This is a genomic window from Algoriphagus sp. TR-M9 (genome assembly GCF_027594545.1).
Taxonomy (GTDB): Bacteria; Bacteroidota; Bacteroidia; order Cytophagales; family Cyclobacteriaceae; genus Algoriphagus; species Algoriphagus halophytocola.
The window spans coordinates 1,693,911-1,709,849 of the sequence record NZ_CP115160.1; the positions used below are offsets into that span (position 1 = coordinate 1,693,911).

A 15,939-nucleotide genomic window follows, 5' to 3' on the forward strand; every position below is an offset into this window, starting at 1 on the left:
GACTTTTATGGAAAATATTTTAATAGAAATCACCTCGAAGCTCACTAAGCTGGAAACAGAAATGGCAAGGGTTCCAAGTGAGTTTGCGACGGCCTTATCACAAATTCACCCGGATAGAATAGTGTCAGCTCAAAATCTGATCAAATACTTGGTACTAAGGAAGACTGATATTCAAGAATTACAAAATGACTTGCATCACATGGGACTTTCTTCCTTGGCAAGTTGTGAAAGTCATACACATTTTCAACTACAATCTACACTGGAGCGCCTGGGTCAGGAATTTGAAGAAAAGGACCAAAGCACATCCAAATATGGCAGTGATAGAATTTGTCACACAAGTGAGGTTCTTTTTGGTCATACACATCAAGAGTGGCCTTCTTCTATAATGGTTACCATGGATTCTTCCTTTTTAGAAAAGAAAAACCTAATCCGTAATCTGCTTAGAAACGGTATGGCGGTGGCCAGAATCAATTGTGCCCGTGACGATGAAGCCGTGTGGGAGAAAATGATTTCAAAAATCCGTGAGGAGAGTGCCAAGGAAAAGATTGAATGCAAAATCCACCTTGACCTAGCGGGACCCAAGCTACGTGTGGAGCTTCTCCAAAAAGGAAAAGAAGCCGGGAAAGTAAAAATCAAGGAAGGACAGACTATTTGGTTGGCGGAATCGAAAGCTGGTTTTACAGAGGACGATGTAGTGATCAGCCCAGGTGAAAAGGGAGTGATTTCGGCGCTAAAGATTGGTGAGCGGGTGTTTATAGACGATGGCTTAATTATGGCCAAAGTAGAAAAGTTACAGGATAAAAGAGCACGTTTGAAAATAGAACGAAACTCTTCCAAAAAGTCCAAAATAAAAGCTGAGAAAGGAATTAATTTCCCTGACTCTGATCTTCCCATTTCATCACTGACATCCTTCGACATCGCCTGTCTGCCCTTTGTAATGAGTCACGCGGATACGGTAGGTTTTTCATTTGTTCGAAAGGCATCTGACTTACATAAATTACGTGAAGAACTTGAAGTTTTTTCAAATGAGATTCCCCCGGTCATTTTAAAAATTGAAACTAAAGAAGCTGTGGATAATCTGCCACAATTGCTTTTAGAGGGAATGAAACATCCCCATTTTGGGGTGATGATCGCTAGGGGTGATTTGGCTGTGGAGATTGGTTTCGAAAGATTGGTGGAAATTCAGGAGGAAATTTCCTGGCTTTGCGAAGCTGCCCATACTCCTGTGATCTGGGCTACGCAAGTTTTGGAGAACCTCCATAAATCAGGTATAGCTTCCAGGGCAGAAATTACAGATGCAGGACGGGCATCCATGGCTGAATGTATTATGATTAATAAAGGAGATCATACACTAAAAGTTTTGAAAACCCTTAGGGAGATAGCTAAAAGGAGCCGAAGCCTAAAGCTAAAAAGCCGGCTGGTATTTAGAGAGCTGGGGATAGCAACGAATTTTATTCAGGGGAATATTTCTGAGGAATAAGCACTCAGGCCTTCTACCTTACCATCCTTTAGCAATAAAGCTTTAGTCTGGCATCTAAATAGAAAAGGCTGGAAAATAATCTCTTCTTAATGTTCGAACCCTTTTGCAAAAAAAATTGGTGTGTGTGGGTAAGCATTTCAAAATCCAATAAGAGATTAAATTTGGGGGGAAGTAAATTTACCTGAGCTATATAAAACTTTTTAAACTCCTCAGAATCTATTTTCTCATAATTCTACCAAGTTCATTCTTCAATTTCCGTAGTTTCAGAGAGTTTTCCAGAGGGGGGGAGATAAATGTATCCCATTCTCGGATAATACTTTCAGGATATCCAATTCATAAATCTCTCCCATCAAGGTAAGTTGGGCAATAGTATGCTGAGATTAGTTGCTTTCTATCCTAGAAAGTGTTTTATGAGAATTGCCTGACAGCACGATTCCCTCATGCTAGGTTAATCTTTTATATTATATGGTTTTTTAAGTCTATGACATATTTTCATTGGCTGTAAGATTGATTTTTTTAGTTAAATATTGCTAAAATACGGAAGTACGATGTTGTATTTTATGTACTTAATATTTACATTATTGAATAGTATTAAATATCAGAAATTTAGTTGAGGTTATTATTTCTATTCAATGGGAATCTGTTTTGTCATTTGTAAGAGAATACTATCAATACTTAAAGTGTCTTACACTGGCACATACCTTAAAAAAATCATTTCCAATCCTCATTCTCCCATCTTACTAGGGATGTCAGACAACTTACAGGAGTATGGAGCGGAATGTAATAGCATTCAGCTTTGGTTCGGATCGGTAGGATGAATTTCCGCTATCAGGAATAATGCTGGTATCATGTGCTAACCAGATAGCAGTTGAAAAGAGTCATGGGGGAAGTGGCTCAGTAGGAGGTGACAATGGTAATCCCTGTCCAGATCAGAAACCGGCCCGTGCCCACCTGAAATGGCGGTCCATCGTGTAATAACTTCTGTTATGATACTGTCGGTATTTCTTATTGGAGTTAGTTGAAAACTCTGAATAGCGAAATGTTCAATTCAATATTCAATCACTTTAACCCAAAAAATATGCTACCTGATTTTTATAAGACGATTCCCCTTCTTTCATACCTGTTTATTTGGTGTGTTTCATGTTACTCTCAGAATGGAACAGTGCTTTCGGATGAAAAGCCGGAAAACTATAACACCACAATTGTACTAAATTTCAAAAATAATGCGGACAGGAAGTATTATTCATCTCTTGGCCTGCGTAACCCGTTAGCTTTTGATCCGCTTCATCTCCCACCTCCTCCATATTCTATTGATACTTCAACAAATCTAAAAACCGTAATAAAAACCACTATCGCAAAGCCGACTTATTTGACCTTAAAGTATGATATATTTCATATTGAGCCGGGAGACAGCTTAAACATGGACTTTGAAATTCTACTGAAAACAAAGACTGCACTTAAGGATACCATCACAATTAATCATGGAAATGTCTTTTTTATATGGAAGGGAGGCTCTAGTCTTTTGTTCCATAAATATTTAAACAGTATTACCTATTCTCTCAAAGATCTGGAAACGGCCGACCAAATAGCTGAACTCACCTCTAGAGAAAGCCTCAAGAGCATGGCTGACAGTTGTACGGCACTGATTTACAAAGATCACCCCATTCTGAAACATGACAGTTCTACTTTTGAAACGGTAAAAAAACATAGTGTTCACGAAGTTCTCGGACGATTAGCGTACAGGTTTGCACTTCTTTATGCCAACACCAGAGACGAATCAATAAAAAGTGCCATTGAAACTAGTGAGAGAAATATGCTTGAATATGCCAGTTTACAAGAAGGGCATTATGATGACCCCGTTACTTTGGGCTCCTACGGATCTGTCTATTACTTTTTCAAAGAAATGGGGCTCGATGCGCAAGCTATACTTGAAAGATTCAATAGCAGTAATGATACTCTTAAGCAGTATGTACAGCTCAGTCTTTTTAATGACGGAATGCTAAATGAAGAACAAAAACTAAGGCTTATTGACAAACTAACCTATCCTCCTTATAAGGAATATGCACTTCAGCTGGATCAGGATCCCAATCGGGCAATTCTAAAATCGGGCTATATAAACAATGAAATTAGAGGCGCCAGGTTGTTTGATGTGAATGACAAAGAGCTTGCTTTTGATGAGCTGTTTAAGACTACGGACCAACCTTATCTATTACTTGATTTTTCAGGATCCTGGTGCAAGCCCTGCCTGGAAGAGATGTCTGTCTATGCAGAAACAAGACATTTGGACAACTCGAAAAAAGTACGACCTATTTGGCTGTTTTTCGAAAATGATAAAACAAAATGGCTCAATGTTGTAGAGAGATACAATTTAAAAAAGGAAAACTGCTTTTTGGTGGTGGGTGAATCCGGCAACATATTACGGAAGCAATTCACTTTGTTGTTTGACTGGGAAGGGGAATTCCCCCACTATTTCCTTTTTGCCAAAGAGGGGGAAATAATAGAAAAGAGAGCAAGACCCCTATCCATGTTTGAGGAAAATGATGTGTCTAATTTGCCGCCAAGGAAACCTAATAAGAACTCCGGTCCTCCAATACCACCACCAATAAAATAGCTTAAGATGGTGCTTGTCTTTTACCTTTCTAATCAGGAACTGGGGAATGAAAGAAGGAAGCTGGCTATGGAAATCCCATATGGCTGTAAAAATGCATAGAGACCAGAGTGAAGGACTGATCCATCAAATCCACACCTATGCCCCTGAACAACAAAAAGGCTGGAAATATATCCAGCCTTAATGAATGTGGGCCCACCTGGGCTCGAACCAGGGACCACCTGATTATGAGTCAGGTGCTCTAACCAACTGAGCTATAGGCCCTAAAGGGAAAAACGCTGGTTTTTGGCTTCTATAAGGCCGTAAACCTTGGTTTTGGGAGTGCAATGTTACATATTTGAATGCAAATACACAACCCATATTTCGCATGAAAAATGCACATGATGCAGACTTTTTGATTTTTGATTTAGGCAATGTGATCATTGATATAGATTATCAACTAGCCCTTCAGCATATCAAAAATGAAATTTCTACTGATGACCATCCTAAAGTAGATGGCTTTTATCTCACTGATTTCCACAAGGATTATGAAAAGGGTTTGATTAATTCAGCCGCTTTCAGAGATGAGGTTAGAGCATACTTTCATCAAGACTGGAACGACGAAAAAGTGGACGAACTTTGGAATAAATTACTGCTAAAAATTCCTGCAGAAAGATTGAAATTAATTTCAAAACTTAGAAAAAAATATCAGGTAGGGCTTCTCAGCAACACCAATGACATCCATATTCAGGCAGTGCATAAGATTTTGAAGCAAGACCATGGTCTGGACAATTTCGACCTTATTTTTGACTGGGTGTTCCTCAGTCATGAAATGGGCCTGGCAAAACCCTCTCCGGAAATTTATGAGAAAATGCTACTTGACTTAGGGACCTCAGCCGATCGCGTTATATTTTTTGATGATTTGGAAGCCAATGTGGCCGGGGCTAATGCCATAGGGATACAGGCTGTCCAGGTTACCGGACCTCAGGTGATTTTCGATTACTTCCAGCATGTATAGCTATAAAGAATACCTTCGCCACGGTCTTTTGTTTTTGCTCACTTTGGTCACCACTACTTTAGCTGGTGCAGAGTGGATTTACAGTAAGTCGGTGCTCGGAGAAGGGGAAAGCCTACTTACCTGGGAGTATTTTTGGAAGTCTACGGCCTTTTCGGTTCCATTTATAGGGATTCTGCTGATACATGAGTTGGGGCATTTCTTTGCATCGATCTATCATCAGGTAAAGTGTAGCATGCCTTACTTTATTCCAGGCTGGCTTGGGTTTATCGGGATGCCTTCCATAGGGACTTTTGGGGCTGTGATCCAAATGAAAGGATTTGTGAATAGCCGTAAGAAATTCTTCGACATTGGAGTGGCTGGACCTTTGGCGGGATTTGTTTTGGCGCTGGTTGTGTTGATCTATGGTTTTAGTACACTTCCTGAGGCAGATTATATTTACACATTTCATCCTGAATATCAGGATCCTGATTTTCAAGGCTATGAAGATGGTGTGCTAAATATTGAGCTGGGAAATAACCTGCTCTTTTGGGCATTGTCTGAAGCCTTTGCTGCCTCGGAAAGAGTTCCCGAAATGTCAGAAGTGATTCACTATCCCTATTTATTTGCAGGTTATCTGGCTTTGTTTTTTACGGCTTTAAATTTACTGCCCATAGGTCAGCTCGATGGAGGACATGTGGTTTTTGGCCTTAGTCCCAACCACCATCGCTGGATATCCCTTGGTGCTTATGTTATGTTTATTGCTTATGCAGGGATAGGGGTTTTAAGCCCTTATGCAGCCGTTGAAGATCTGATGTTATGGATTCCTCTGTATTTAGGGTTTCTTTTTATTTGCTTGAGCAAAACCGGTCTAAATCTTCAAAATCGAATTACCCTTGCTCTTTGTTTGGCTGCCTTTCAATATGCTTTTGTTTTCTTCAAGCCAGAAGTTCAAGGCTATCAGGGTTGGCTTTTTTATGCCTTTTTACTGGGAAGAGTGATGGGAGTGAAGCACCCTGAGGTGACGGGCAGTTATCAATTGGATAAAGGACGTAAACTAGTTGGGTGGATTGCAATTTTGATTTTTGCACTTTGTTTTTCTCCCAGGCCTTTTATCATCACATAAAAAAACTCCCCGAAGGGAGTCAGTAATTAAAGGTTTCTGTAAGCTAAGATGCCTCCTAGCGTATTTCGTACGCTGGTAAATCCTTTGGATTCAAGGAATTTTTTGGCATTTCCGCTTCTTGCACCTGATCTGCAGTGTACGATGATTTCAGCGTCTTTGTATTCCTCCAGTTCGTCCAAACGGGTAGGCAAATCAGCTAGTGGGATATTCTTTGCACCGAGATTGTCATCTTCGTATTCCCACTCTTCTCTTACGTCTATAAAAACGAATTTCTCATTGTTGTCCAGTCTGGACTTTAACTGTTCTACTGTGATATCTTCCATATATTTATTGAACTAATATTCTGTATGATTTCATGCCCTTCTCTGTGGTCAGGTTCAAGACATAGATCCCTGGGCGCTGACCGTTAAAATTAACAATTTCTCCTTTGTCAGAAAGTTGATGCTCCAGAAATATCTCCCTTCCGAAAGAATCAAATACTCTGATCTCACTGAAAACACCTTCTATATTCAAGTATGATTCCACTGGGTTTGGATAGATGGATAGGGGCTCCTCAGGGTTCTCTGTTTCTTCAAATTCAGGCTGTAGGGAGACATGAGGACGTATCATCAAGGCTCCATTGACTTCCTCGTTTTGCACCCATTCACCCACCACGTTGTAATAGAGCTTGTCTCCTTGCTCATTGGTTTTGTCCAGCCCTACGTGTATAAAGTCGTTAGAATACTGTGTGAAACCAATATAAAAAGCACCATTTACGCTAAGATTGGTGTCAAGTGAATAATAGGCATAAGACTGATCCGGATCAAATTCAGGGATCAGTTCTTCTCTTATAAAAATCGGATCCTGATCCAGTTCTTTCCAGACCTGAATATCTACAGCTTGATTGGCTTGTCTAGGATTTGTAAATTCTATAGAAATCCCTTTGATATACACTTCTTCTGGCGTCTCGTATTTTATAGCTAGCTGCCCAGATCTTTGATTAATCCCAGCGGCGTAATCCGCCTGTCCCCGGTCATAGGCAAAGAAATCCATCAGTTTAAACTCACTGACCACGGTGTCGTTTTGTGCGAAATTAACACCTGCGTAAAAGCTGGTATCCTGCTCCTCAACGCTAAAAAGCGGACCATCACCCGAAGTCAAAAATGTACGGATCTGCAGGCTGGTTGCTTTGGCTGGAACTGGGATTTCGGTGAACTCCAGACTTTCAAAGGATCTCCTTTCTAGCGCATTTGGCACCGGGTTAAATGGAGTATTGGAATTGATAGGAGTGAAGGTCTGGCTGGAAGGATCTGTGATGGACATAGAATATTCCATAGACCGAAATCTGTTCTCCAGATTGTTGAATTCATTGGATATGCTGCCCCACATTTCCTCTTGATTGTTTTCCAATAGAGCCAGGGGATAGGCAGCGAAATCGCCTAACCGTAAGCGATTTGGCTGCGTAAGTGACCTGTCCAAATAAAACAGGTCAGCTTCAGATCGGTTGGAGTTCAGGTACACATAGTCTATCAACCAAGAGTCAAAGGGGCCGCTTTGTCTTCCATTGGCAAAAAACCGAAACTGAAAATCCTCGCTTTGCCAAATCGGTAAAATCCGTACGATCTCCTGTTTGAAATTTTCCCGATCTAATGCTACTCCTCCAAATTGTGTCCAGATACTGATCCAATTGCCTTCCGGGTCTTTGACCTGCAAGGTCAGCTGATCATTTTCATCCGGAAGTTCTGCTCTTCCTCCTGCCTGCCAAAAGAAACTAAGGTAAAGGGTCTCACTTTCTTGGTCTGAGAGTCCCGAAAGGTCAAAAGGAGCTGAGGTCAGCGAGTCCGTCTCTCCCTGGTCTATCTGTGTAAGGGAATAGGGCGTTCCATTTTGATCTACACCGTCTAAGAGCACCATGCCTACAGAAGGAGCAGATAGCCCAATAGTTTCTGTGTAGGATGCTCCTGCTATAGTCCATTTCAATGTATCCAGACCTTGAGAAAAATCATCCCAAAAGGGTAGACTGTTGGTGGTATGGAGGCGCAAGCCTGCCTTAGGTATGCTTGAACTTGCAATTTTTTGATGTTGAACTGCTCCAAGTTCCACTAGCTGGGCCTGAGCCCAAAAAGCGCTTAAAAAGGCTGCTGTAAAAACAGCGGTTTTAAATATGGAACATTTAGTGATCATTCAACTCAAAAATTTTCTTTGGCAATCCACAGATCAATCAGCTCACCGGTTTTTACCTGAAGTGCTGCTTCTGGAGACTGACGCAATACCTGGCCTACTTCTACGGAGTCTGTGTCAACGTAGTATTTTTCGCCTACTCTTAGGCTGGATCCTAGGATTAAAAACTCTGCTTCCACTTCGTCCATTCCCGTAAGATCGGGAACAGATAGGATCTGATTTCCCAGTCCATCGCCTACCACCAGGTCAATTCTAGCGCCCTTCGGCACTTCAAAACCTTCAGGTACATTTACTCCACGGTATTTTTGCTCCAGCACCACATTGATCCCAATGTCCGGAACATACACGATATCTCCTCTTTCCAGACCCATATTTGATAAAATCTCCTGCACGTTTTTCAGCTGAGAATTGACCAAGTTAGGCATTTTTAGCATGGGAGCATTTCTGGCATTTAGAGTCAGGTAAATGGTCTTTCCGCTTTTTACCTGAGCATTGGGATCTGGGATCTGCTTGAGGATCGCCATGGGCTTCATATCAGCATTGAATCCCGAGTCTATAGATACTTCGTACTGTAAATCTGCCCGGTCCAAAATATTCGCCGCCTCATCATATGTGTAGCCAGAGAGATCCGGAACTGAGACAGTTTCACCATGATTGGTGTACATAGGCAGGTACATTTTCAGAAACAGAAAACCCAGTAAGAAAGAAAGTCCAATAATGATGACGAGGTGAATGAATATCTTTTTCAAGAGTGTGAATTAATGGGTACTAGGAAAATATAATACGCTAAAGATAAGCTGGAAAATCAATCCTCACAAAGTAGCAAGGAATCTGATTCGCTGATTTCTCATGGCAAAAAATAAGCCGAAGAGTATAGCTTCGGCTTATTTTTATCAATTTATCAGCAGTCGCCGGGTTTCCCTGATCGAATTGCTGGTGACTTTCACGATATATACGCCTTTGGAAAATAAGTCTGTACTGAAAGTATACGTTTGGTTCAAGGTGTTCGGGTAGTTGATGTCCTGAAGCACTGCCCCGGTGACAGAAATCACCTGAATATTCACTTCTTCGTACGCTGGTAGATTAAAGGCTAGGTTGAATACCTCTGTTGCAGGGTTAGGGAACAAAACCATTCGGCCTTCCGCAGGAATTACCGGATTAGGATTCGCTCTGAGAAACAGTTCTATATTGTCCAGATAGAGCGGGTTATCTGTTGGAGAAATTCCATCTGCCACAAAAGCTAACCTCACTTTAGTGCTTCCTGTTCCAGCAAACTCAGAGAGGTCTACATATTTTCGAGTTCCAGTACCCAGGGAGTTTGGATTGGTAGGATCAAGGTTTTGATTTACCAATTCGGCACCTCTCGCTGACCAAACTTCCGAATAAGTCAGTCCCCCATCTACACTGGCTAATAGTCTCAATCGTGCATTTTCATTAGCTCCCAAAGTGCCTGCATCAAAGAAAATACTGGCCTGAGGACTGCTGGAAAGGTCGAAAATAGGCGTGCCAAGCCAGTAACTTTGTCCTGCAGCTCCAGAGGGGAGAGTATAGCTGGAGTTTATGGCCGTGCCTGTGTTTGAAATCATCTCCCAACCTTCAGCGTCTGATTCTGGATTGATAGCAAGCCAAGGGGAGATGCCGTTTTCGCCTTCAAAGTTTTCTCTCCAGGGAACAGTTACTACCGAAGAATCCACAAGAGCATATCGGTTCAGACTGTCGGCATTATTTCCATTTTGGTCAAAATTCGGCCTGCTGATTTTTACAAAAATCTCATTTTTTCCATTTTCTGTAGAAACCTCACTTTGCAGGGTGAATGACTCATTTGGTTCAAAATTAGCTCCACTGGCTACCAGGGTTAGTGGATTGGAATCATTGGTGCTTTTCGAAAATAGGAAAGTAGAGATCGGCAAATTGCCTGTGTTGGTGATTTGCACGTTCTCAGATTCATGTGTTCCATCTGAAATCGGGCTGGGACTGAGTAAGCTATTGAGTTGAAGGTTGTAGTTAAATTCTTCATTAGGAAGAATTCTGATATTCCGAATAAAGACATTGTTGCCATAATTGTTTCCTGCGATCAAGGCTACTCTGACGCTTCCCAAATCTGCAAAGTCACTTAAGTTCACGAGCTCTGTTCTGAACTGGCTATCCTGCGTAGGAAAGAACTCATCCAGGGTAGACGCTGAGGTCTGTAGGCTTTGTCCACTTTTGTCGTAAGGTGCATTGGCCAGGTCAAATGTATTGCCGCAATCTGCTGAAATAGCAACTGTTAATTCATCCTGGAAGCCACTCTGGTCATAAGGAGCATGCGCTACTTCAAACACCAGTTGGGCATTTGGATATACTCCTAAATCGATAATAGGTGATATGAAATAATCCAGTTGACCTGGGGCTTCATACTCATAATTGTTAATATAAATCAGCTGCTGTGCAGTTCCTGAAACGGTTTGATTGACGATTTCCCAAGTGATCGCACCATCTGGATTTTCTATGGTCCAGGGTTCTGGGAAGCTGGATAGGTCTGCCTCATAAGGCAATGCTATAGGTCGCTGCAGTTCCGGACTTGCTGTAAGGGAGTTATTCAATGGATTAGCATCAGCACCATCATTGGTTTCAGTGATTCGGAATTCGATTTCATTGGTGTCTCCAGAGATGCTGAAGCTGTTGAATCCTACGGTCGCTGTTTGTCCGGTGAGTAGATTGAAAGAAAATCTTTTGCTCTCTAGCAAGGTTCCATTTCTCCGCATTTCCACTCTTCCGGATGTCAATCGGTTGTTACCGGCATTTAGTAATACTATGGAAGGCTGGATCAAGGGATCACAGGTATAATCCCCAGGTTCCAGGATTTTTGAGATCGCCAGATCATTATCAGAAAGGATTGGGTCCTGGGTTGCCCGATTATTGATAAGTGTAACCCTTCTTGGGCTATTGGCCAGTACTACCTCAAATCGCTCGACTTGTCCAGCTGTGAATAGGTTCATGCAGGCATCTGGGGTATAATCCATAAAGTTTTGGATCATATCATTAGAATCACAGCTAAACCTAGTTACTGTAGGGGAGCAACTGTTGTTTGAGTTGTCCTGAAGCGGAGTGTCCTCCACAAAATCATCAGCTTCACAACCACCATCTCCCCAGATATGGCGTAAACCAAAAAAGTGCCCTACTTCATGAGTGGCAGTTCTACCTAGGGAAGCAGAAGTGGCATTGCCTCCGGTACCAAAATACCGGTAATCTATAACCACCCCGTCTGTAAGTGCAGAACTTGCCGGGAAATTTAAACCCGGTAAATCTGAAATGGGAAAAGAGGAGTAGCCTATAAATGGGGTAGTCAGTGGCACGACGTACATATTCATATACTCCTCTGAATTCCAATGCTCTACCTGAGCGATGACTGTCACGTCCGTATTGGGATTGTAAGAAGCTTTTGGCCCCTGTGTTCTGGTAATCCCGTTAGTAGGAAGTCCAGAAGGATCCTGCTTGGCTAATATAAATTCTATGTTTGTGCTACCGGCCACAGGCAGAAATTCGGAAGGTGTATTGGCAGCATCGGCATTCAAGCGCTGAAAGTCCTCATTTAAAATCCGGATTTGCTCCAAAATCTGCGCGGTAGGAATGTTGGTCCCCTGTCCTTCAGCTTCCCCGGAGTGTATGACATGCACTACAACGGGAATGAGCATGGGGTCTTCGTTGGTTCGGGCTAGTATGGCAGGTTTGCTTTTTCTAGCTTCTATTTTATCGTCTATCCAGCTTTCAAAAAATGGTTTGGAACCAAAATAGCCCATTTCCTGCTCCAGCTTTTTCTCCAAAATCACATGGGCACACTTTTCATCATGATTGTGCTGCGCTTGATTGGCACTTGTGCTGAATTGAAACTGCTGGGCAAAGGATTGGGAAAAAGTAAAAATAGCTCCCAGGAGGAGCATATTAACCTTTCCAAAAAAGCGTAAACTTTTTTTCATTAAGATTCCGCTTATGCAACTGTTAGATTCACTGCCTCTACCCGGGTGATCTCTGGAATAGCTTTCTTAATGGCTTCTTCTACTCCTGCCTTTAATGTCATGGAGGACATAGGGCAAGATCCACAGGAGCCAAGCATTTCTATTTTCAAGACATTATCTTCTGTTAATTCCACTATCCTTACATTGCCTCCGTCTGCTTCCAGATAAGGTCTTATGGTGTCAAGGGCAGTCTCTATTTGATCTTTCAGTTCAGGTTTCATTTTTTTTAAGCTTTAATTTCTACCACCGAAGTCTTATCCTGTGATGCATTTCTTATGGCAATTTGCCTGGCTACTTCCTCGGCCAGATTCATGTAGGCTTCCTCAGTCAATCCTTCCTTCATCACTGCTGGATATCCAGTGTCCCCGCTTTCTCTGATGCTTTGTACGATTGGTATTTCTCCTAAAAACGGGATTTCATATTTTGCGGCGAGCTTTCTACCGCCTTCTTTCCCAAACAGGTAATATTTATTGTCTGGTAGCTCTTCGGGTGTAAAATAAGCCATATTTTCAATAACACCTAAAACAGGTACGTTAATTTGTGGCTGTAGAAACATGGAAATCCCCTTGTTTGCGTCTGCGAGCGCTACTTTCTGAGGAGTAGTGACGATCACAGCTCCGGTCACAGGCACTGTCTGAACCATGGTCAGGTGGATATCTGAAGTCCCTGGAGGTAAATCTATCAGTAAGTAATCAAGTTCTCCCCAATCCACATCCGAAATAAACTGTTTCAGTGCAGAACTGGCCATAGGCCCGCGCCAGACCACAGCACTGTCTGTAGGAGTAAGAAATCCTATAGACATCATTTTTACTCCATATTGTTCTACCGGGATAATGATATTTTTGTCGCCTACTTTCTTGACGGCAGGTTGTTCCCCCTCAACGTTGAACATGGTAGGGATAGAAGGGCCTGAGATATCTGCATCGATCAGACCTACTTTGGCCCCAAGTTTAGAAAGAGCCACGGCTAGATTGACAGCTGTGGTGGATTTGCCTACACCACCTTTGCCGGATGCCACTGCAATGATATTTTTCACCTGCGGTAAAACTGGTGCTGCCTCCCGAACTGTCGTGACCTGAGAGGTCATAAAAATGTCCCATTCCACCTCTGTTCCAAAGTCACTTTCCAATTCTTCAAGACAATTATTTTTGATCACCTCTTTCAATGGGCAGGCCGGGGTTGTCAATACTACATGGAAGCTTACCTTATTTCCGTTGATTTCGATTTTCTGTATCATTCCCAAAGTCACCAAATCCTTTTTAAGGTCGGGGTCTTGTACTTTGGATAGGGATTTGAGGATATTCTCCTTCGATAACTGCATGGGGTGTTTTTTGAAATTTTGCGCAATTTAGACCTTCTGCGCTTCTAAATAAAATGACTGAGCAAATGTCTTTGCCAGCTTAACTTTGATTAAGAATTTTAAGTTCTGCGATTTTATGCTTTTGTGCCGTGGTAACTGCCAAAACGCAAAAGGAATCTGCAAATCAAATAGGTAATCCGGATTTCCTGCCTACTGAGCAAAGAAATAGAGGCAAGACTAAGTTTCGCATAATCATTTAAAGATCTAAAGTTTTTATCAACCGAGCGATTAACTTTGTTCCTTTGACCGGACCATGAGTATCAGCAAAGACACCACAGATAAAGTTAAGGAAAGAATGGATATCGAGGAGGTGATAGGTGACTATCTTCCTCTAAAGCGGAAAGGGCAGAACCTCTGGGCCAATTGTCCTTTTCACGGGGAGAAGACACCCTCATTTTCTATTTCTCCTGCCAAGCAAATCTACAAGTGCTTTGGATGTGGCAAGGCCGGAGATCCCATTCAATTCATCATGGACATAGAGGGAGTGGGGTTTCAAGAAGCGGTGAAGCATATCGCCGGTCGATATGGGATCGAGGTGGAGGAAGATGAAGCCAGAACTCCAGAGCAAAACCAAGCTCAGAATGAACGGGAAAGTCTACTGATAGCTTTGGGCTATGCCCGTGACTTTTTTGTCAAAAATTTACAGACTGAGGAAGGCAAGTCAATAGGCCTGAGCTATTTCAAAGAAAGAGGATTTTCTCCAGGCATTATTGAAAAATTCGATTTAGGGTATGCGCTTGATGGATGGGATAATTTACTTAAGTCAGCCAAATCTGCCGGCTTTCAGGAGGAAGTGCTACTCAAAGCGGGACTGATACTCCAAAAAGAAGGCGATGCTAGCCGTGTATATGACCGATTCAGAAACCGGGTCATATTTACCATTCACAATATCAGTGGCAAACCCCTTGGTTTTGGGGCTAGGATTCTCACTAAGGATAAAAATCAACCCAAATACATCAATTCCCCAGAAACACCTGTATATCACAAAAGTGATGTGCTCTATGGGATGTATCAAGCCAAAAAATCTATTCGGGAAAAGGATAATTGCTTTCTGGTAGAAGGGTATACCGATGTGATCAGTCTGCACCTCTCCGGAATTGAAAATGTGGTAGCCTCCTCAGGTACTTCCCTGACTGACGGGCAGATCAAGCTGATCAAGCGGTTCACGAATCAGGTGACGGTCTTGTATGATGGAGACGCAGCAGGGATCAAAGCATCCTTGCGCGGCATAGACTTACTGCTGGAGGGAGGGCTGAATGTGAAAGCAGTAGTTTTCCCGGAAGGAGAAGACCCAGATAGTTACTCTAGGAAGGTCGGATCTCAGGCTTTTCAGGAATACCTGGACTCTAATAGTCGGGATTTCATAGGGTTTAAGATTAATCTGTTCAAGGATGAGTTCAAGCGTGATCCTATTCGAAAAGCAGAGGTGATCCGTGAAGTAGTCCAAAGCATAGGCAAGATTCCAGACCCGATTATCCGCTCTGTGTACGTCAAGGAGGCCTCTGGATTACTGGAGATAGAAGAGGAAATCATCCATGCTGAGCTGAACAAATCCCTGCTCAAAACCCAAAAAGAGCAATACAACAAACAGGTAAAAGAAGCGGAGTCTGAAACAGCTTTTGAGGATTTGATGGCTACTGAGCAGTCTTCAGCTACCTCATTTGGGGAGTTACTGAAGATTCAGGAACGGGAAATGGTCCGGATTCTGGTGAATTATGGTACTCAGAAACTGGCAGATGAAGAAATGCACCTTTGCCAATACCTGCTTTCTGAAACCGAAGAGCTGGAATTTACTACTCCTATTTATGCTAAAATTCTGCAACTGTACAGAGAGGCGTTGGTGAAAGGGGAGTTACCTACTTCAGCCTATTTTATTGGTTTGGGAGATCGGGAAGTACAGATGGAGGTGATCGATTTAATTACCATGCGTCATGAAGTTTCTAGTCACTGGGAAGGCACGCATCAAATCATCATCAATAAAGAAAACGATGACCTCACGCTCACAGGGTATAAATCTATCTTGCGACTAAAACGCAAAATGGTGCAGAAGCTCATGGAGGAAGCCAAAGTCAAACTCAGAGATGCTGAGGGCGAGCAGGATAACGAAGAGAAGGTAAATGAATATCAGGTGCTTTATTTTGAACTGAAAAAAGTACAGCTGGAAATCGACAAGGAACTTGGAATAGTGATAGGATAAAACCAAACTTTATTTGGCAACACCCTGTTAAAGATGGGAA

At 42.3% G+C, this 15,939-nt stretch carries 12 protein-coding genes and 1 tRNA gene; 6 read left to right on the plus strand and 7 right to left on the minus strand.

Translation table 11 applies throughout. From position 1 onward, the window contains the following. The first annotated feature begins 7 nt into the window (after positions 1-7). The 3 genes from PBT90_RS07435 (at position 8) to PBT90_RS07445 (ending at position 4,272) form a co-directional block, all read left to right on the plus strand. Positions 8-1,480 carry a pyruvate kinase gene (locus tag PBT90_RS07435; RefSeq protein WP_264809759.1) on the plus strand — a complete coding sequence of 491 codons (1,473 nt, stop codon included), beginning with the start codon at positions 8-10 and terminating at the stop codon, positions 1,478-1,480. Between the two features lie 1,039 nt (positions 1,481-2,519). Continuing rightward, positions 2,520-4,091, plus strand: coding sequence for a TlpA family protein disulfide reductase (locus PBT90_RS07440; protein WP_270132477.1), 1,572 nt, complete (start codon positions 2,520-2,522; stop codon positions 4,089-4,091). A 46-nt stretch (positions 4,092-4,137) separates the two neighbouring features. Beyond that, positions 4,138-4,272, plus strand: coding sequence for a hypothetical protein (locus PBT90_RS07445; protein WP_264809761.1), 135 nt, complete (start codon positions 4,138-4,140; stop codon positions 4,270-4,272). A gap of 6 nt (positions 4,273-4,278) precedes the next feature. Here PBT90_RS07445 and PBT90_RS07450 read toward each other — a convergent pair. Then, positions 4,279-4,352, minus strand: a tRNA-Ile gene (locus PBT90_RS07450). A gap of 103 nt (positions 4,353-4,455) precedes the next feature. Here PBT90_RS07450 and PBT90_RS07455 point away from each other — a divergent pair. Both PBT90_RS07455 and PBT90_RS07460 read left to right on the plus strand, forming a co-directional pair. After that, a complete protein-coding gene (locus PBT90_RS07455) occupies positions 4,456-5,085 on the plus strand; it encodes an HAD family hydrolase (RefSeq protein WP_264809762.1) in 630 nt (209 codons plus the stop codon). After that, positions 5,078-6,187 (plus strand): site-2 protease family protein, encoded by a 1,110-nt coding sequence (locus PBT90_RS07460; RefSeq protein WP_264809763.1) that lies wholly within the window; start codon positions 5,078-5,080, stop codon positions 6,185-6,187. The genes PBT90_RS07455 and PBT90_RS07460 overlap by 8 nt, the downstream gene beginning before the upstream one ends. A gap of 26 nt (positions 6,188-6,213) precedes the next feature. Here PBT90_RS07460 and PBT90_RS07465 read toward each other — a convergent pair whose 3' ends face one another. The 6 genes from PBT90_RS07465 to PBT90_RS07490 all read right to left on the minus strand — a co-directional run bounded on the left by PBT90_RS07465 (position 6,214) and on the right by PBT90_RS07490 (position 13,663). Continuing rightward, complete coding sequence (locus PBT90_RS07465) at positions 6,214-6,510, minus strand: rhodanese-like domain-containing protein (protein WP_264809764.1); 297 nt, start codon at positions 6,508-6,510, stop codon at positions 6,214-6,216. Positions 6,511-6,514: 4 nt separating this feature from the next. Beyond that, positions 6,515-8,350, minus strand: coding sequence for a T9SS type A sorting domain-containing protein (locus PBT90_RS07470; RefSeq protein ID WP_264809765.1), 1,836 nt, complete (start codon positions 8,348-8,350; stop codon positions 6,515-6,517). A gap of 5 nt (positions 8,351-8,355) precedes the next feature. Further along, a complete protein-coding gene (locus PBT90_RS07475; protein ID WP_264809766.1) occupies positions 8,356-9,096 on the minus strand; it encodes a PASTA domain-containing protein in 741 nt (246 codons plus the stop codon). A 144-nt stretch (positions 9,097-9,240) separates the two neighbouring features. Next, the gene (locus tag PBT90_RS07480) at positions 9,241-12,303 is read right to left on the minus strand and encodes a M43 family zinc metalloprotease (protein WP_264809767.1); all 3,063 of its coding nucleotides are present in this window, start codon (positions 12,301-12,303) and stop codon (positions 9,241-9,243) included. 11 nt (positions 12,304-12,314) lie between these two features. Then, on the minus strand, positions 12,315-12,563 hold the full coding sequence (locus tag PBT90_RS07485; RefSeq protein ID WP_264809768.1) for a NifU family protein: 249 nt from the start codon (positions 12,561-12,563) through the stop codon (positions 12,315-12,317). 5 nt (positions 12,564-12,568) lie between these two features. Beyond that, positions 12,569-13,663: an Mrp/NBP35 family ATP-binding protein gene (locus PBT90_RS07490; RefSeq protein ID WP_264809769.1), complete on the minus strand. Its 1,095-nt coding sequence runs from the start codon at positions 13,661-13,663 to the stop codon at positions 12,569-12,571. Positions 13,664-13,955: 292 nt separating this feature from the next. Between PBT90_RS07490 and dnaG the strand changes: the two genes are divergently transcribed. Next, entirely contained in the window at positions 13,956-15,899 is a 1,944-nt protein-coding gene (gene dnaG / locus PBT90_RS07495; RefSeq protein ID WP_264809770.1) for a DNA primase, read from the plus strand. Positions 15,900-15,939 lie beyond the last annotated feature (40 nt).